Origin of the sequence: Streptomyces durocortorensis (assembly GCF_016901035.1) — a bacterium.
In the GTDB taxonomy this organism is placed as follows: Bacteria; Actinomycetota; Actinomycetes; order Streptomycetales; family Streptomycetaceae; genus Streptomyces; species Streptomyces durocortorensis.
Genome location: NZ_JAFEUF010000001.1, coordinates 1 through 18,326 on the forward strand (window position 1 = coordinate 1; position 18,326 = coordinate 18,326).

Sequence of the window (18,326 nt, forward strand, 5' to 3'; positions counted from 1 at the left end):
CCTCACGCGCCCCCAGGCCCCCCGCAGACGTGGCCACCGGCCCCACGACCGGCGAGGCTCGGGCGGGGCGTCCACGAACAGCACCCGCGCCCGCCGCACGCCCGGGTCACGCACCATCGCGAGCCACACCGCCGACCCGGCGCAGAGAGCCACCGCGTGGGCCCCGTACGCCGTCGTCACCCCCGTCACAACGCACCGCCGATCAGCGACCGCAGCCGCTCCCATCCCCGCTCCGGAACAAAGCCGCCGACGCCCCAGCTCAGGGCCGGTACCGTGAAGACGAGGCCCGCCGCGTCCCGCTCCAGGACGTGCACCTCGGCGACCCGTCGTTGCCCCGTGCGGTCCCGTACGAGATGGACGACCACCGAAAGCGCCGCCGCCAACTGACTGTGCAGAGCGACCCGGTCGAGGCCCGCAGCGGTGCCCAGCGCCTCCAGCCGGGCGGGGACATGCTCGGCGGCGTTCGCGTGGACTGTGCCGCACCCTCCTTCGTGACCGGTGTTCAAGGCGGCCAACAACTGGGTGACTTCAGCGCCCCGCACCTCGCCGACCACCAGTCGGTCGGGGCGCATGCGCAGCGCCTGCCGCACCAGATCGCGCAGCGTCACGCGGCGGCTGTTAGGAATAGTTTGGATGTCTCAGACGCATCCATGTATCAGTCGTTCCGAGACCACCCGGGAAAATCCACCTCAGTTCTTTGAGCACCAGCTGTCTCAGTCGCGAGGTTCAAACGTTACGCTTTCGTAACCCAAGCTAGGCCTCGCCCTCCGTGGCGAGTCGCTTGCACCGGCAGAGGGCGACGGCGAATCCGAGAGTGAGGCACTCGCGCGGCCGACTTCACCTCGTGAGCGCAGGTGTCCGGCAGGTGGCACCACAGGGTCGTTCTGTTTTCCCTCACGGAGCGTCATTTGCCCTTCCATAGACGCATATCGGCAGCACGCACTCAGAAACTCGACTACCTGGCCAGCTGATACGTGGTGTGCTGTTCCGTGTGGCATTCATTATGAAAAACACCCCCTCGGCGGGCGCGCAGTCGCCAATGGCCCTGTTCGAGCTCCTAGAGCGTGGTCCCGGGGCACCGAGCGAACTCCATCCGCGCCAACGAGGCGTCCTGAGCGCTTACATGGAGAAGCTCAAGAGCAAGGATCTGGCGTTCGAGATGCCCACCGGGTCGGGCAAGACGCTGGTGGGCTGCCTGATCGCGGAGTGGCGACGCCGCAACAAGAGCGAGCGTGTGGCCTACCTGGCACCGACTCGGCAGCTCGCCCAGCAAGCCGCACGTCTTGCAGACCTTTACGGTGTCCCCGCAGTGGACCTCACCGGCAAGCACAAAGACTGGGACCGGTCCGCAGCGCAGCGCTTCCTGCGTGGCCACGCCGTTGCCTTCGCGACCGTCAATGCGGTCTTCAACTCCAGTCCGAAGATGGCACCTCAGGCCCTCATCCTGGACGACGCGCACGCGGCAGAGAGCCCGGTCGCCTCCACCTGGAGTGTGCGTATCGAACGGGACCGGGAGGACACGACGTATGACCAAGTTGTCGAGGTGCTCACGGCCTGCGGAGCCTTTAGCACCGCCGTCGCCAGGCGTCTGCATCACCGCACAGCGGGCCGCGTCTACCTCGCTGGCGTCGCCGAGACCGCGAAGGCCGCCCCGAAGCTGGAACGCGTCCTAGAGCACGCGCTGACCTTCGAGCCGGAGTGGCGGTTCGCCTACGGGAAACTGAGGCACGGCGGCTTAGCTGCGTGCCTGGTCTATGTAAACAGCGACGAGGTCTTCATCCGACCGGTGATCGCCCCCACTCTGTCGCATAAGCAGTTCGAGGACGCTTCCCAGCGCATCTATATGTCGGCCACGCTGGGCAACGGCGGAGAACTGGAACGCACGTTCGGGCGCCGCCAGATCGAGCGGATCGAAGTGGATCCCTCCGCTTTCGCCCGCAACGACGCGGAGTCGGTCAGTGAAGGCGAGGCGGGCAGCGGCCGACGCTTCTTCTGCTTCCCTGGCCTCAGTTCCGGGCTCGGCGACGAAGGGCTTTCCGGTTTCGTGCGCGAGCAAATCGACGCCTTCGGTAAGGCCCTGGTGATCGCCCGCAGCGACGGAGAGCGCAAGAAGCTGGTTGACGCGGTGGCTCCAGCAGGCATGCCGCAGTGGACCACTGGTGAGGCGGACGACGCTCCCGATGCCTTCCGCGTGGCTGAACGCGGGCTGCTGGCCGCCGCTAACCGGTACGACGGCATCGACCTTCCCGGCGACGCCTGTCGGCTCGTGGTCATGCACGGCTGCCCCACCGGCGCTCACCTGCAAGAGCGGTTCTTTTACGAGAGCCTGGGTGCCGACGTGGTGCTCAACGAGCGAATCCGCACCCGGCTCATCCAGGGAACAGGAAGGGCGACGCGCGGCAGTGGTGACCGCGCGGCGATCATCATGCTCGGCCGCGACCTAGAGAACTTCTGCACGACCCAGCTGGACACCATGCCCCACGAGATCCGCGCGGAGATCAACTTCGGACTGGAGCAGGATGAACTTTCGGTGGTTGAGCTGCGAGAGGCCCTCGCCACTGTCTCCGCGGGCGGGGACGAGTGGGCCGCAGTTGACCGGTTCATCCGCAACCGTGAAGAGTCCGACGACCGGGCGAACCGCGTACTGGGGGGCGCGCCCCAGTTGCAGGCAGCAGCTCGATTCGAGGTCGAGGCCGCCAGCGCGGCGTGGCACCGTGATTGGGCGCGGGCCGTGGAGCGGGCGCGCAAAGCGATCGAGGCGCTCGCCGGCGGCGACAGCCACTACCGCGCCCTGTGGCAATACCTCGCCGGGGCTTGGGCAGTCCTGGCGGCAGAAGGTGCGGACGAGACGCACTGGACAGGGGTAGCGGAACGGCACTTCGCCGATGCGCGCGTTTCCGCGGAGGGGACGCAGTGGCTGAGCGAGCTGAATCTCGACGCCGCCGGCTTCCTCGCTCCGGGCAGCGAGACCGAGGATGTTGCGCCTGATGTCCTGGACGAGTGGGTGGTCGACCAGATCACCGGCCATCCGCTGCGGGCCAGCATGAAGCGGCTGCCGCAGGAGCAGCCGGTCAGGGAAGGGCTGTGGCAGACCGACAGCGCCAGGTTCGAACACGGCCTGGCCTCTCTGGGTGAGCTGCTGGGGGCCGCAGTCCTTCAACGCTCCTCCGCCCACTCCGAGCCCGACGCCGTGTGGATGTTCGGCGAGCACTTCTGGCTCGCGATCGAGGCCAAGTCCGAAGCCACAGGCCCCAAGGTCGCCGCTAAACGGGTACGCGAGGCACTGACACATCTGAACTACGCGGCCGGGGCAACCCATCGCGAGGTCCCGGAAGGGTCGGTGACCCTGCTCGTCACTCCACAGGAGGAGGTAACTTCGGACGCCGCGCTGGTCGCCACAGGCCGCCCGCTGTTCCTGGTGGGACCCGAGCCGCTCCAGCAGATGGCGGAGCGGCTACTGGCTGCGTGGGATGCGATCCGGGCCGAGACCAGCAGGCTGGCGCCCACGGAGGCCCGACCCGTCGTCGCGGACATCCTCAGTAAGCGGCAGGCGCTCCCCAGCCAGTGGCTTGGCCTGGTGACCACCCGCCCAGTCGCCGCGGCCTAGGCACTGTCCGGGCAATCAAGCCCACGCTCCCGGAACCGAGGGGCCAGCGAGCCAACCGCCGGCGCAAAGCAGTGCGGGCGGCGGGCCCGCCAGCTTCGCAAAGAATGAAGGCTACAGGTCTGGATACGTGATTTCCTTGGGATGATCTCTCAGGCTCTTCAGTGTCAACACACCCTGCTCCACCTTATCGACCAAAAAGAGTTCACGAGTATTGCAATCGGAACACACGTCCACCGACGCGAGCGGCCAAAGATCGAGGGGAGCTCTCGCGGGACCATTTCCCACGTAGATGCGTTTGGGTCTCAACGGGTACTGACTGGACTCCTCAAGAGGTTCCCAGGCTGGGTGACTCCCTCGGAGACGCTGCTTTACAAGATTATAGGAGGCCATGTCGAGATACTCACACCGCTCGACCCAGTCCCAATGCGTAGCAGCAAGCCAGGATACCGATCTCAAGGTCAGCAGAACGAGCTGTTCGAGCTCGTCTGCGGCATCGCCAATCTCATGCATTTCACGCACCCCGTGAGCATGAGCTGACCCACTATTTCGGAAATCCTTGATCCGCTTAAGTCGCGAGTATGCATCCGTGCGGACGTCAGGATCCAGAATCACCCATCCGGGTGCTGCCCGCCAGCCAAGAATTGTCGTCCACGTGCCGAAGGTGGCACCGAATTTAAATTGCTTCCTCAAAGTTTTGAGGAACTCTTCTCTGTTAGCCTGCGCCAGCTCTGCCAGGGCGATGATACCAAGAGTTCGCGCGATGCCTTCCCCAAGTTTCAGCAGCGAATCCATTCGTTCCGCAGGATGGGTGCTCGGCGTAATACTACTGATTCGGTACCGGCGGGCTAGCGCTGCCGCATGAAACGGATAGCTCCATTCTGCCCGTGATACAGGATCTTCGAGGGCCTGCGTCAGTCCGCCAATCAGTAGCGCCTCGGCATCAGTCGCCTGTATGGTCCTGCGCAGCTCTTGAATATTGGAGTCTGCTCCTGAGAACACGTTCGGCAGTAGGCCAGACGTCGCAACTCGGAGCCTGTGACGGGCGGACTGAACATTTTCAAGGAGATCGTCAAATTCCTCGACTCGGACGACGTCAGCAGGAACCGGCAGCATCATTAGGTCGTTCCTTGACGGCAACTGCTTCGTAGACGTGGCAGAATTTAGCCACTCACAGAGGGCTCTTCCCGTTCTTTGCTCATGAGGGTGTAGGACCACCAGGGATGTGACTGCTTGACCGAAGGCCTGAGGCAGAAGACGCCAGCTTCCCGGCCTCCCGACGATGTCACCGCCGGCACACGGTGTCAGCGCAACCCTGCCCTCTGATGGAGAGAGCAGCTCCAAAGCAGAATCAACTACGTGCAGATCCTGCGCTCGCAGATGCCGCAGCTTCTCCTTCAAGTACGAATTGCCGTCCTCGGGCGCTTCTTCCTCAGTTTCGCTGCTCTGGGGATCAATCCGCTCAGTCACAAGGCGACAAAACTCTTCGAGCGGTTCAAACGCGGCCTTGAGTCGGGCAACGAAAAACAGCTCCGGCCTGATTTGATATCCGGTCTTGACCTTGGCTGGATCAACCCATGCGTCCGGGGCCTTCGGCGTGATATCGCGTGCGAGATAGTCGTCAACCTCCTCTCCCAGAGGAATCCTCTTATACTCGCGCAACTTAGCGTCTGCCTCTGTCACTCCCCTAGCCCGCTGAACTTCACCCCTTGGATCCCGTACGCCAATTGTGTCACGCAGTGCCCTGTTAAACGGTCCTCCTGTGGGCCATATCAGGCCCGCCGCCGCCGTAGCCTTCTTCATTGCTGTCAGCGCCTGGGACTGTGTCCTCCAAGAGGAGCCCTGGAGTGTCCGCACAGCTGCCACAAACTGCCCATGCTTCTCGAGCCTCTGCACCGGCTTCGCTGCTGCCAGCGCAGCCAACGTTTCGTCATTGGCCTCAAAACGGAGCTTCAATGGCTGTTCCACTGTGACCTGCTGATATCCGAAGTACTCGTTGGGGAGCACCTTCACCTTGGCGTGCAACGGGTGATTGGGGTCTTGGCTGACCTCCAGCGCCTTCCCATAGAGCTCGGTGATCACGCGGATGTGCTCGTTGCCTACCTCCCGACGCTTATCCCCCAGGGACTTGCGCATTTTCTGCCACTCATCACGCGCATCCAGCAGGACCACTCTGCCCTTGCGGTGAGAGGCCTTACAGTTCGTAACGATCCAGACGTACGTGAAGATTCCAGTGTTGTAGAATAACTGCTCCGGGAGGGCGACGACTCCTTCCAGCCAGTCGTTTTCCAGGATCCAGCGCCTGATTTCTGATTCGCCCGATCCTGCTGCACCGGTTGACAGGGGAGAGCCATTGAAGACAATCGCGACACGTGAACCTCCCTCACCGCTCGCTTCGACCGGCTTCATCTTTGAGATCATGTGCTGAAGGAATAGAAGCGAGCCGTCGTTGATACGCGGCATTCCGGCTCCGAAGCGACCAGACTCTGCGAGCTCCCGATGCTCGCGCTCGACCTCTTCTTGCACTCTTTTCCATTCCACCCCGAACGGGGGGCTGGCAAGCAAGTAGTCGAACTTTCGCTCCGCATGCCCATCATCTGAAAGGGAATTACCGAACGCAATGTTCTCCGGATTCTTACCTTTGATCAAAAAATTCGATCGGCAGATCGCCCACGACTCGGGGTTAAGCTCCTGTCCATACACATCAACGGTCACGTCCGGATTCAATGCCTTAATGCGGTCCTCGACCGCACTGAGCATTCCGCCCGTGCCGCACGTCGGGTCCATGACGGTACGAATGGCACCTGGCACGGAGACGATATCCATATCCGGGGATACCAGCAGGTTGACGATCAGCCTGATGACATCGCGCGGTGTAAAGTGCTCGCCGGCCGTCTCATTTGAGTGCTCCACGAACCGACGAATGAGCTCTTCAAATACGAAGCTCATCCTGTTGTCGGGTACGAGATCGGGACGCAAATCTACGTCAGCAAATTTGTCCGTCACCTGTTGAAGCAGGCCAGCGCTGCCCAACCTTCGAATCTGCATGTCAAAATCGAAGCGATCCAGAATCCCGCGAATGTCGCCCGAGAACGCCCGCACATAAAACTGAAGGTTCTTCGTCGCGTTCTGTGGGTCCTCCGCGATCCCTCTCAGCGTCAGGTCACTCGTGTTGTAAAAGACATGACCCGAGGCACGTTGCAGGAGATCCCTCGGGACAATCTCACCGTTCTCATACTGGTTAGCCAGGGCCGCAACCTCATTGCGCGTCGGCTCGAGCACGCACTCCAGTCGACGCAGCACAGTGAACGGCAGGATCACCTTCCCGTAATCGGATTGCTTATAGTCTCCGCGCAGAAGGTCGGCCACAGACCACACCAAGCTGGTTAGGTGTTGCACGCCATCGTTCACTGGAATCCCCCAAAGAGATAGCCGACACTCAAGAGGATCGTCCCATGGGCGAGCGATGCGATGAGTGGTAACTGCCACTTTTGACCGGCAGTTGGTTCCGCCCCCAGGGTCACAAGACCGTCGCCCGGTTACACAGACGTTCGTCAGGCACTCTGGCAGCCCCGGCAGTCAGCAGGTCGCAAGGCCCCAGGGGGGGCTTCACATCCGTCGAGAAACCGTCAGGGTCAGCAGCTCTGCCGGAGCCGCACGCGCCCGGTCCTGCTCCCCATACCCCTGACGCCGCGGGCCCACATGCTGCATCGATCCCCAGCTCCGCAGACAAGGCTATTCCTCAGACCAGGCCGCGCGGCCATCAGGGCACTTCGACCCACTCACCGTGTTCATTTGAAACATCCGCAGAAGTTCTGCTACTCGAAGTCTTTGCGCGAAGGCCGGTGGTGATGCGTGCTGGGGGCTCTGGGACGGCAGCGGCGTGAGGAATCGCGGCGGCGCAGGCTTCGCAGGCGTCGGCAAGGTGCCAAGTTCGCCCCTGGTCCGCCCGGATGAGCAGGAGTCGAAGCGGTCCAGAGCACGGTCCTTGCCGGCGATGCCAAGCGCAGGACCGCTCGCGGCACTGACAGATTCGCAGGTGCGCGGGCAGTTGAGACTCAGTCAAGTGACGCGCAAAGTGCCGTCTAATCTCTGGCACCCCAGTAGCCCCCGTCACCACGGTGGGCACTGGGCAGGCGCTACATGTCGCCACAGGCCGCCCAGCCAGGCTACTGATCCGGACGCTCCACGCGCGTGAGGGCAGAGCTGTGGTCATCGATTCCCTCCGAGCCCGCGATTGGGTACTTTCCGGTCCGCCTGATGAGCGGCTCCGAGCGCGGCCACCGTAGTGCAGACCTGTGCCCTGATGTAGATACCTCTGTACCCGCACAAATAGGGCAGAGGTCTGCACTGTCAGGGCAGGGGTCTGCACCTTCGGATGGTCAGGTGACGATCATCCCGCCGCCAGACCCCGACCCGATGGCGCTGCGGCAGTCCCTGGCGCGACTGCGCGCGGATCGAGGCTGGAGTTATGACCAGCTCGCCGCCCATAGCGGCTTGTCCCGCCGAACCCTCATTGAGATCGAACAGGGTCGTACCGTCGGGACGCTCGGGACTTGGCACGCGCTCGCCCACGCGTTCAGCATCCCCTTGGGCCAGCTTCTCGACCCGCTATGCACCGGCCATGACTCCCCCGGACCGGAGCTCTGAGCTAGCCGTTCTCCGATCACCCTAACGGGATGCCGCGGGCGTACGTGTGCCCGATGACCGTACCCGTGTGGGTATCTCGACACCCAATCGAGGGGACCGGGCGGTGCGCTTACCGACAGTAGGCGTGTCGGCTGGCACCTTTCACTCCGGCATCTGCCGCAAGAGATAAGGCCTCGTTCCTCGCTCGCCCTGAGCGTGGTGGGGTCGCCACGGCTTCCGGAGAACTCCATTCATGCGCTTCAGCCCCACTGACGAACAGGCCGCTGCCCTGGAGGCATTCTGCGAGAGAGACCATCTCGTCATCCAGGCCGGTGCCGGTACCGGCAAGACCTCTACGCTCGCCTTCCTCGCCGAGCAAATGACCGCCCGCCGGGGCCGCTACCTCGCCTTCAACCGAGCCATCGCTCTGGACGCTGCCGCCCGCTTTCCCGTAACCGTCCAGTGCAAGACTGCTCACTCCCTGGCCTACGCCGCCCTCGGATACCGATTCCGCGATCGCCTCAACAGCCCCCGCAGGCCTGGCTGGAAAGTCGGCCAGGACCTGGGCCTGAACAGCCCCACCCGTATTCACGGGCGCGACCTCATGCCTGCCACCCTCTCGAATGCCGTGCTACGGACGGTGTCCCACTACTGCCAGTCTGCCGACACTGAACTCGCCCACCACCACGTCCCGCACCTGCGCGGCATAGACAGCGACGAGGGCCACGCGGAACTCGCCAACTTCTTGCTTCCATATGCCACAAAGGCCTGGGGCGATCTGCAGAGTCCCAACGCAGGCGCGGTGCGCTTCGAACACGACCATTACCTCAAGATGTGGGCCCTGACCGAGCCTGTTCTGCACAGCGACTTCCTGCTGCTGGACGAGGCTCAGGACACTAACCCGGTCCTCGAACAGGTCGTCCTGGCCCAAAAGGCCCGCACCCAGATCGTCATGGTCGGAGACTCTGCCCAGGCCATCTACGGCTGGAGAGGCGCCCGTGACGTGATGACTGGATTCACTGGACGCCACCTCACCCTGACCCAGTCTTTCCGCTTCGGCCCTGAACTCGCTACCGAAGCAAACCGCTGGCTCGCCCTCAGCGGAGCTCCCATCCAGCTCACCGGAACCCCGGCCATCTCCACCACCATCGGGGCACGCGCGGACAGCCCCGATGCGGTGCTGTGTCGCACCAACATCGGGGCCATCTCCGAAATTCTCACGCTCCTCAATGCCGGCACGGCGACGGCACTGGTGGGCGGGGGACACGCCCTGCGTACCCTGGCTCGGGCCGCCCGGGACCTTATCGGTGGGCGGCACACCCACCACCCCGAACTCCTGCTGTTCACCACTTGGGCCGAACTGCGCGACTACGCCGAACACGACCCCGCCGGAGCTGACCTGCAGCCCTTCGCCAATCTCGTAGATGAACACGGCCCAGACGCCATCCTCCACGCCGTCGACCGCCTCGTCCCCGAGGACCAGGCGGAGGTCACCGTTTCCACAGCCCACAAAGCCAAGGGCCGGGAATGGGCCCACGTACGCATCGCCACCGACTTCACCCCACCCCCCGACACCGACGAAGTCGACTCCTCAGGCCGCTCCGTTCCAGGCCCCGTCAAGGAATCGGAAGCCCGCTTGGCCTACGTTGCCGTCACTCGCGCCCGCCGCCACCTCGATCCTGAAGGCCTGGCGTGGATCGATCAGCACCCTGACAACCCCATGAGGCATCGCCCATGAGGACGCCGAACCCATGGCATGGCCCCGTCTCGGGCCGCGTAGGGAGTGCTCCCTTAGGGGACGACGGACAGGCTGCGCGCCGCGGTAGTCGTGGCGGGCTGACCCTTGCCTTCGAATGTCGTAAGGGTGAGCCCGAACATGAGTCGGTTCATCTCTTCACTGGTGAGCCCGAGCTCGGCCGCGACGGACCAGGGGCGAACATGCTTCGAACGCAGCGCGGTGAAGACCTTCGTCAACACCTGCGACGTTTCGCGCTGGCTCATGCCCTGCGGCTCGCCGGACCGGTACCCCAACCGGCTCAGCTCGGCACAGGTGGACCGGTACTGCCAGTCAGAGAGTAGATTCAGGTCGTGCATGCGGTAGGTCAGGGCCATAGCAGAGACGTTCCAGATCTGCTTGCCACGAAGGATCTGATCGACGTGTGCGCCTGTCGGCATGTGCCCCAGAACGCTCGCTCGAGGCATCAAGAACGCTGAAGCGAAGTCGTTCGCTTGCCGTTCGGCCTCGGGGCCCGAGCATGCGTGCTCGCTACCGTGCATGACGAGGTGACCCAGTTCGTGGGCGGCGTCGAAGCGCCCTCGCTCGGCCGACTTGAGCGTGTTGAGGAATACAAACGGAACGCCGTCGCGCCACACCGCGAAGGCGTCGACCTCGGCGTGGTCAGGATCGAGTGAGAAAACCCGAACTCCGTGCGCCTCCAGAAGGTGCACCATGTTGGGCGCTGGCGCTTCCCCCAGACCCCAGCGGGTGCGCACCATGCCAGCGGCTGTTTCCGGGTCAGGTTTGCCCAGTGAAGGCACATTCGCTGCTGGCAGGCGGAACCTCTCGTCGATCCACTCGTACAGCATCGCACCCAGCGTGCCAGCGGCTCGCGCGGCTTCGAGCACTCTGGCCGATGTCTTGCTGCGTGCCCGCCATGAGATGCCCCCGGCAGGAAGCTCGTCTAGCGCAGGGCCTTCGAAGAAGACGGTAGGAAAGTCGAGTGCTGAGGCGATCTTGGCGACAGTGTCGGGACGGGGTGCAGTGCGCCCTGTCTCGTAGTTCGACAGGCTCTGCAGTGACACCCCGGCTCGGTCCGACAGCTCAGCAAGGGTGAGGCCCCTGCGCTTGCGGGCCAGTGTGATGCGGGACGGGGTCACCATGTGGGGCTGCCTCAGTTATTGGTGGTGCACGGTGGGGCGAAAGGGTTCGCCGCCCCACCAACGGGCATCAGCGGAAATCGACAGGGATGTCGATCTCTTCGGGCCCATCATCGTTCGTAGGTTCGATTCCGTCCATCACCAGGGCGGGAAGCGGAATCCGCTTACCCCATTCGATCACGAAGCCATCCCGGAAGCTCTTCGGCTGCGATAGCTCGCAGTCGATCCGCACCGTGTCGCCGATCTTGGTGCGGCAGGACAGCAGGAACCATGTCTTCAGGGCGAAGGCCTCTTCTTCACTCAGCGCAACCCCGTCAGGACCGGCGCCGGCTACAAACAGAGCCGTCTGTAAAGACGAGGCGGCGTCGCCGGCGTTGGCGCGAGTGACCATTTCGGTGGCGGCTCCGCGTCGGCGTGCGTTCTTCGGGAATAGGCTTGCCTGCCCCGTGGCGGCGTCGCCGACCATCACGCCCATCGCGACCGATCGGTCTGGGCTGCAGACAAGTTCGAGCCGGCCGTGCACGAGCCGGGCCCACTTCTCCTTCTCGATGTGCAACTCTCGGATGGTCCGCACGTGCGCCTCATAGGCCCGTCGACCCGCCGTTCCCGTTGGATCGTTGCGGACAGCGGTGCGCCTTGCGGCTTCGCCCGCGCGCAGTACGTCATGCAGGAACTCCAGCCTGGTCCCCACGCCACCCAACTGGACCCGAACCTCATCGAGTTCAGGGGAGGACTTCACAAGGGACAGGGTCAAGGGAGCCTCCAGGAGTCGACGGCGAACTTATAAAGACTGTACCTCAAACGAGGGGCAAGTTTTATAAGGATTGCACCCGCACCGAACTCGGCGTCGCCGCCTGAGCACGTATCCCCCTACTTCCTCACCTCCTCGAGGGGGAAGTACGGGGAAACGTCCGTCGTCGCGTACGACTTCGTCGTGCACCACCGCGTACGGATCTGTGTGCTCAGCCGTCCGTTCGAACGGGCCCGGGCTCTGCGGAAGGAGCCGGGAGGGAGGCCAGGCGCCGGCTACTGCCGAGCTTCCTCTTCAGCGCGAAGTTCTCGTGGTAGAGGTTCGCGGTCACCGCTGCGAGGGCATCGAACTTGCCCTGAAGTTCTGTGACTTCGGCCTTGGACTCGCGAAGCTGTCGGCGGAGCTTTGCGATCGTCTCATCCCGTTCGACTTCGCCCGGGCTTCGCAGGACCGGGCGGGCGACCTTGGCGTCCCACTCGGCAAGGATGTCCTCGGCCCGGTGGATGGTGGCGTGGCTGACCTGGGCCTCGCGGGCGAGGTTCTCCTTCGTCAAGGCGCCGTTGGTATGCAGGGGCTCACCTGCCAGCAGCCGGGCCATGGCCTCGCGGATCTTGGTGGCGGTTGCTGCGGATACCGGCATCAGAGGTCACCTTCCAGGGTGGCGAATTGTGCGGTGACCGTCTGCACCTCGGCGAGACGGATCTCGATGGACTCGCGTCGCGGTGGGGAGAGCCGTTCGCGTCGCAGGGTGTCCCGCAGATCGCTCTCTTCAGCGATCCAGTACGGAGCATTTTTCAAGGTCAGCACGGAGTTGCGGCACTTGCCCGGCTGGCAGGCGCCCAGCAGGGGCTGCTTGCCCCGTTGCTCAGCCGGCAGCTGGTTCTGGCACTCGGCGGTCGATGCCTGCCACAGACAGTGGTTGACCGTGCCGAAGTGCAGCTGGGCGAACTCATCCCGCAGCAGGCTGACCTGCATCCGCTCGTCCGCGATCTGGACTTGGAGGTGCGGGTCGCTGTCCATCGTCGTGATGACCTTGTCCAGGCCAGCATGCAGCCGGGCGGCGCCGGGGCCGATGGCGACCGGCTCGCCCTGCCGGCGGGCTTTGAGGAGCTCGACAAGCTTGCGGGCCGCGGCCAGCTCGAGCTGGTTGTCGAACTCCTTTCGCCAGTTCTCGTCGATCCGGCCGTAGCCGGCGGTGACCTGGTTGGCCAGGGCCCGGCGGGCGGCGTGCTTGAGTTGGATTCCGAGCGCGATCTCCCCGTCGGGCTGCTGGGCGGTGATGATCGCCATGGTCTTGCGGAACATGTGCGGCCTCACCAGTCCCTCGGGGATGGCTTTCAGCCCGGTCCGGTCCAGCGTCCTGTTGATGTTCTCGATGAAGAAGTCGATGTCGCGGAACGCGTCGAACCCGGCCCGTCCGCGGGTGCCTTCCGGCAAGAACCCGCTGGGCGGGGCGAGGGTGGCGAAGATGTGGCTGTCATGCCAGGACAGGTGTTCGGCGACGGCCACGGCCTGTGCGACCGGCTCGATGATCCACCACTTGAGGCGGGGTCGGGATTCGTCGTGCTTGATCTTCCGCGAGGCCAGCGCCGGAGAGCCGAAGTGCTGGACCACGGAGTTGCGTTCGATCTCCTGCAGTTCGCTGTCACGCATGAGAGTCAGTGCGGCGATGAAGATGTAGCAGGCCGCCCGGACCATCCGTAGGGCGTGCTCGAGATCGCCGTCCTCGATGTAGTCGGTGCGGTCCTCGGTGATCGCCTCACGGACCCACTGCTGTCGCTGGCGGGTGCGGGCGGTGCCGCTCGTGAATACGTTCGCCCTGGTAACCGTGCCGAACACCCGGCCTTCCAGGGTAAGCCAGACCGGTTCGCCGACCGGCCCGTGGGGGCTGTTCTCCCTGCGGACCGGGATGCGGTTCGCAGGATCGGCCAGCCACTGCCGGACCTGGGCGTCGAGCTCGTCGGGCCGCCGGTTGCGGCTGCGTGCGGGGCGGGCGATGTCGCCGAGGGCCGCCCGGCCGTCCTTGGCCGTGACGGGTCGGACCCGACCAGCGTCGACCAGTCGTTGGACCATCTTGCGTCTCATCTGGTGGCGTTCGGAGTCCCGACTGGCCTTGAAAACGCCCTGACTGATGCCGTCTGTCAGCCACAGGCTCAGTGTCGACCACATCACGGTGCCCGCCGGGTATCCGCGGAAGTCCCTGGCGTGGACCGGCACCAAGGAGTCGGGGTCCTGCACCCAGGCGGCGAGCTTGGCGTCGGTGCCCCGGGCGTCATGGGTCTGGCGCCGCGTCCCGGTCGATGCGGCCACGGCCGCGACCTGCTGATCGCGGCGTTCAAGGATCTGCGGGGCCATCTCCTCGATGTAGAACCAGGCGGCCCGCAGCAGCGGCCACCAGATGGCCGGGGGGATGGAAGGAGTGGTCAGCTCTCCCAGGAATGTCCGGTCAGCCACCTCGGCAGCGGATTTGCCAGGCCAGGGATCCTCCAGCAGCCCCCCGCCGGTCAGGAGCGGAGCGAAGTCCAGGAGGCGGCGAATGGTGAGGACATCGTTGGCCAGAGTCGACGTTCCTGACGTCAGGGCGTGATGGTCGAGGTAGTTCTGCCAGTCGTCCGCCGCCCAGGCCGCCAGATCGTGCGGCATCTTCTGCTCGAGTGCCCATCTGGCGATGAGCCGCATCTTGTCGCACATCTGCCTGACCGAAGGCAGGCTCCAGTTCTCGGCCCGGAAGAACAGACCGGCATCCCGGAGGATCTTGTGGCTGGAGTTGAGCATCCCGAAGGCAACCTCGCGGGTCCGCAGGTTCCAGAGGGGGTCCTTGGGAAACGAGGCCCGCCAGGCGCTCTTCACCCGGTTCGCCGGCCGTCGCAGGCAGTCGCCGGGCCAGTACCCGGCCTGCCCGAAGAGCGGGACCTCCGCGCCGGGGATGAGGTTGCGGTGGCCGCCGAAGACGGGTGTGCCGTTGGGGATGGTCTGCGAGGGCAGCGACTGGAAGGCTGCGGCGGTCGTCATCGGTCGTACTCCGTTCGCATTCCGAGCGGCAGATCGAGACGGAATTTGCCCTCCTCGATCTGCTGGCGGGCATCAGGAAGCTGTTCCGCGCACTCGGTGAACACTTCCTTCAGCGCCGCTGCCTGAACGCCCCAGGTAGCCTGCCAGACCGGTGGGGCCAGCACCTGGCGCATGTGGGCGATGTGGTCGTCGAGCATCAGCAGCCGGGGCAGCTGCGAGGTGAAGACCACCGCGTTCGGGCAGATCATGCACATCGCCGGCGCGACATGACAGAGCCTGCCCTTGGGCGTGTGCGGGGAATCGTGGGGATCTCGGCAGTTGACGACACCCATGTCGAGCTCTCCATGCTGCAGGGCTTTGCCCTGCTCGGCCGAGATGCCCAGTTCAGCGGCCGTTTCCGGCTCGGCCAGCATGGCTTCGGCACCCTCGGTGACCAGCACGGGCTTGCCTGGTTTGATCTTGTTGAAGACTCCGCGCTGGGCCCGGTTGACGGCCCGGCCGGCCAGGACGTGTGCGGTCGTGCCGTGGGCGTAGTGGCCTCGGAAGACCTCGATGTGGTGATCGTCTCCGGCCAGGTCGCTCAGGGTGCCGCCCAGAGCGGCGACCCGCGTGGTCTTCGACGTCTTGCGCAGGCGCCGCACGTCGTGCGGCAGGGAGATCTTCGCCGGTTCACCCTCCATGTCCGGATGGCTGGTGATCCAGTCGGAGAAGCGGCGTCCGGGGGCTCGAAACAGTGCTCGCCCCGCGATCATGTGACGCCGGTAGTCGGTGGATTCGACGGCCGTGAACAGCCACGGCTCGGTCTCGAATGCCTCCCGTGTCATGGTGTTCACCGCGATCAGGCGCCGCAGCAAACCCGGGACGTCCCAGTTTCCGGTCCCCGGGTAGGCCGACTCACCAGGTGCCTCGTCCTCCTCGAGCGGGCGCTCGTTCACCCGCGGCCCGTCGTTGCCGTGCAGATGCGGCCGGATCCGCTGGGCTCGCAGTTTGGTCTGCACCACCCGCACTCCCTCGTCGCTGAACTCCAGGTCATCCAGGGTGAGATCGTGCACCTCCTCGGAGGTGGCGTCGCCCATGGCCAGCAGGAGCAGGACGCGGAAGGGCTGCAGGTCGAGTTCGCTGGGGAACAGCAGCCCGGTGACCGCGGTCATCACGCCGTACTTCCCGCCGAAGCGGGCCATGTAGAGCGGGTCGGCCACCACGTGCCGCAAGGGCTCTGGCCACCACTTGAAGTGCGACGGGAGATGAGACTGTAGGGCGGGCATGTCCAGAGCGCCGTGCCGGGCCGCCCAGAGAAGATTCGGCAGCGACCGCCAGCCCTCGCGTCGCGGGTCCTGCCCCTCGGCGAGCAGTGCCCGGCCAACGGCAAGCCGCTTCTCAAGGGCCCGGATATCGGCTTGGGCACTGTCCCGCAGGAGCAGACGCTCGTGATTGGCGAACTCGTCCAACGGCTCGCTCGAGCCGCCCCGGAACGTCGGGGGACCCTCTGCCCGCCGCCTCAGACGCTCGGGAACCTTCGCGTCTCGGACCGCCCGGTGGCCCACCAGGATGAGCAATGCCCCAGCCAGCACATTCGGCCGCTTCGAGCCCGGCTTGTATCGGTGCAGGAGGTTTTCCTCCCACTGGTAGATGACCTCGGTCAAGTCGATGGGTCCGCCGTCAAGGCGGGCTTCGCCCGGGGCGAGGCCCGCGGTCGCCAGATGCGTGTCGACGAACGGCAGAAAGCTACGGATCACCGAGACGTACTGCTGGCTGGAGGTCAGGCCCGCCTTGTAGTGATAGTCCAGCCAGGCGTCGGCCAGCTGGCCAGCCAGGACCGAGCACCGAAAATCCGCCGGATCGATCCTGTGGACCATCCGCTGGTGCCGGTAGACGTAGATCAGTTCCCGGACCGCGATCCGCCCCTGCGGAGCCGGCGGCTTCGCGGCAACCGTGGGACGCGGCCGGCTCTTGCGTTCACCCCGGCGCGGCATCAGGCAGCCCTTTCCGGCGCCAGACGGGCCGCGTAGTCGGCGTAGGTAGTGTCCTGGGCATTCCAGTCCGCGATGGCTCGAGCGACCAGCAGGTTCGTCTTGCGGATGTAACGCAGGTAGCGCATGGTCGACGTCGCCTGGCGATGGCCGAGCAAACGCTGAACCGTCAGCTGCGGCGACGTGCTGATGTGATCGGCCAGGTAGACGGTGTGCCCGCCCATCCGCCGCAGTTCTGCTTCCTGGCCCGCCACCAGCTCGGTCAGCAACTGGAGCATGAAGATCGCGAACGTGTGGCGCAGATCGTGGATCTTGAATGCCCTGGGCACCACCGTCTCGAGCTTGTGCTCCTTGCTGATCCGCAGGGCCCGCACGTGTGCGTCCTCGAAGACCTGGTGCCAGCGCTGGGGGGACAGCATGCGCCCGCCGCGACCGACGAACAGTGCCATCGGCTCCAGACCCCGGTCGCCCTCGATGACCGCGATCCGGCGTGTGGCCAGGTCCATGTCCTTGACCGAGAAGGTCCGCTGGCGCCCGTACAGGACTCCGCTGACCTTGCCCTGCCGGGAGTTGATGTCGTCGACGACGAACAGCTCCGCCCGGTGACGGTGCAGCGTTCGGGCCGCAGCGTGCACGATCTTCGCCCGCTCGGTGCGCCGGTAGAAGTCGATCTCCCTCAGCGTGGCGTGCTGGATCTCCACCGTGCGAGGCAGCTTGTACTTGGCCATCTGCCGCAGATCCACGAGGGCCGCCGAGCCGTCCCGGCGTGGCGGCCCGACCTCGATGTCGAGGAGAGTGCTGAACTCCCGCAAACGCATACCGGTCGTCACCGCCAACTCCGCCGCCGCGCTGTTGCGCAACGGCGCCGCCCCACGGAACGACCGGTCCACCCGCTCGTCGGGCAGCAGGCCGCGAAAGCCCACGTGCTTCAGGAACCGCCACTGCGAATAGGTCAGATGCCGGACGTCGAGATCGTTGACCACCGACACCGACAGAACGTCCTTGCCGTTCTTGCGCCGGTGATACGGGCGCCGGTCCAGCAGCTTCACCTCCTCGACGGCCCAGTCGTAGAAGTTGTGGATCGCCGCCCGCCGACGCATCCACGTCGCCGCCGACACCGGCTCGTCCCGGTACTCCATCAACTCGTCCCTGTACGCGACGAGGTCGTCCTCCGTGGCCGACAGTAGATCCGTCGGCGGATCCAGAGCCTCGAGGAAGCCCACCAGGTCCATCAGGTCGTAGGCGTAGTCCTCGAGCGAACCCGCATCCAGACGCTTGGCCAACTCGAAGAAGCACGAGGTCAACGGCTCCAGCGGGCGCATGTCCGGCCCCAGGAAGAACGGCGTGCCCTCCTTGAGCGCCCCCGCACGGGTCACGTACTCGACCCAGTCCAGATCCACACCCTCCACGGCACCCGCGTGCCGCCGCACCTTGCGGTGCGACACGAAGACGTACTCCATGAATCCCCAACTCTGAGACAGAA

9 protein-coding genes and 2 pseudogenes are annotated in these 18,326 nt (G+C 65.0%); 3 read left to right on the forward strand and 8 right to left on the reverse strand.

From position 1 onward, the window contains the following. Nucleotides 1–185 precede the first annotated feature (185 nt). Nucleotides 186–608, reverse strand: a pseudogene (locus JS521_RS00005) (ATPase, T2SS/T4P/T4SS family); the annotation flags it as partial. A 431-nt stretch (nucleotides 609–1,039) separates the two neighbouring features. Here JS521_RS00005 and JS521_RS00010 point away from each other — a divergent pair. Continuing rightward, entirely contained in the window at nucleotides 1,040–3,607 is a 2,568-nt protein-coding gene (locus JS521_RS00010; RefSeq protein WP_275564152.1) for a DEAD/DEAH box helicase, read from the forward strand. Nucleotides 3,608–5,065: 1,458 nt separating this feature from the next. On the opposite strand, the pseudogene JS521_RS36275 reads toward JS521_RS00010, so the two are convergent. Beyond that, nucleotides 5,066–7,015: pseudogene (locus JS521_RS36275) on the reverse strand (type I restriction-modification system subunit M); the annotation flags it as partial. 1,008 nt (nucleotides 7,016–8,023) lie between these two features. Here JS521_RS36275 and JS521_RS00020 point away from each other — a divergent pair. Together JS521_RS00020 and JS521_RS00025 are read left to right on the forward strand one after the other, a co-directional pair. Further along, complete coding sequence (locus JS521_RS00020; RefSeq protein ID WP_239486560.1) at nucleotides 8,024–8,254, forward strand: helix-turn-helix transcriptional regulator; 231 nt, start codon at nucleotides 8,024–8,026, stop codon at nucleotides 8,252–8,254. Nucleotides 8,255–8,486: 232 nt separating this feature from the next. Beyond that, nucleotides 8,487–9,971 carry a UvrD-helicase domain-containing protein gene (locus tag JS521_RS00025; RefSeq protein ID WP_205080651.1) on the forward strand — a complete coding sequence of 495 codons (1,485 nt, stop codon included), beginning with the start codon at nucleotides 8,487–8,489 and terminating at the stop codon, nucleotides 9,969–9,971. A gap of 53 nt (nucleotides 9,972–10,024) precedes the next feature. Here JS521_RS00025 and JS521_RS00030 read toward each other — a convergent pair whose 3' ends face one another. From JS521_RS00030 to JS521_RS00055, 6 genes are all read right to left on the reverse strand, one after another. Further along, nucleotides 10,025–11,113, reverse strand: coding sequence for a helix-turn-helix domain-containing protein (locus JS521_RS00030; RefSeq protein ID WP_205080652.1), 1,089 nt, complete (start codon nucleotides 11,111–11,113; stop codon nucleotides 10,025–10,027). A gap of 67 nt (nucleotides 11,114–11,180) precedes the next feature. Then, the gene (locus tag JS521_RS00035) at nucleotides 11,181–11,864 is read right to left on the reverse strand and encodes a hypothetical protein (RefSeq protein ID WP_239486551.1); all 684 of its coding nucleotides are present in this window, start codon (nucleotides 11,862–11,864) and stop codon (nucleotides 11,181–11,183) included. A gap of 208 nt (nucleotides 11,865–12,072) precedes the next feature. Then, nucleotides 12,073–12,501: a hypothetical protein gene (locus JS521_RS00040; protein WP_205080653.1), complete on the reverse strand. Its 429-nt coding sequence runs from the start codon at nucleotides 12,499–12,501 to the stop codon at nucleotides 12,073–12,075. Beyond that, complete coding sequence (locus JS521_RS00045; protein WP_205080654.1) at nucleotides 12,501–14,873, reverse strand: hypothetical protein; 2,373 nt, start codon at nucleotides 14,871–14,873, stop codon at nucleotides 12,501–12,503. The genes JS521_RS00040 and JS521_RS00045 overlap by 1 nt, the downstream gene beginning before the upstream one ends. Then, nucleotides 14,870–16,846 (reverse strand): hypothetical protein, encoded by a 1,977-nt coding sequence (locus JS521_RS00050; RefSeq protein WP_205080655.1) that lies wholly within the window; start codon nucleotides 16,844–16,846, stop codon nucleotides 14,870–14,872. Before JS521_RS00050 ends, JS521_RS00045 begins: the two co-directional genes overlap by 4 nt. Continuing rightward, nucleotides 16,846–18,303, reverse strand: coding sequence for a tyrosine-type recombinase/integrase (locus tag JS521_RS00055; RefSeq protein ID WP_205080656.1), 1,458 nt, complete (start codon nucleotides 18,301–18,303; stop codon nucleotides 16,846–16,848). The genes JS521_RS00050 and JS521_RS00055 overlap by 1 nt, the downstream gene beginning before the upstream one ends. Nucleotides 18,304–18,326: the final 23 nt, after the last annotated feature.

Bases quoted from the DNA above. Each gene is read 5' to 3' on its own strand.
- JS521_RS00045 (WP_205080654.1), bottom strand. From the start codon at position 14,873: ATGACGACCGCCGCAGCCTTCCAGTCGCTGCCCTCGCAGACCATCCCC.
- JS521_RS00020 (WP_239486560.1), top strand. From the start codon at position 8,024: ATGGCGCTGCGGCAGTCCCTGGCGCGACTGCGCGCGGATCGAGGCTGG.
- JS521_RS00030 (WP_205080652.1), bottom strand. From the start codon at position 11,113: ATGGTGACCCCGTCCCGCATCACACTGGCCCGCAAGCGCAGGGGCCTC.
- JS521_RS00050 (WP_205080655.1), bottom strand. From the start codon at position 16,846: ATGCCGCGCCGGGGTGAACGCAAGAGCCGGCCGCGTCCCACGGTTGCC.
- JS521_RS00025 (WP_205080651.1), top strand. From the start codon at position 8,487: ATGCGCTTCAGCCCCACTGACGAACAGGCCGCTGCCCTGGAGGCATTC.
- JS521_RS00040 (WP_205080653.1), bottom strand. From the start codon at position 12,501: ATGCCGGTATCCGCAGCAACCGCCACCAAGATCCGCGAGGCCATGGCC.
- JS521_RS00010 (WP_275564152.1), top strand. From the start codon at position 1,040: ATGGCCCTGTTCGAGCTCCTAGAGCGTGGTCCCGGGGCACCGAGCGAA.
- JS521_RS00055 (WP_205080656.1), bottom strand. From the start codon at position 18,303: ATGGAGTACGTCTTCGTGTCGCACCGCAAGGTGCGGCGGCACGCGGGT.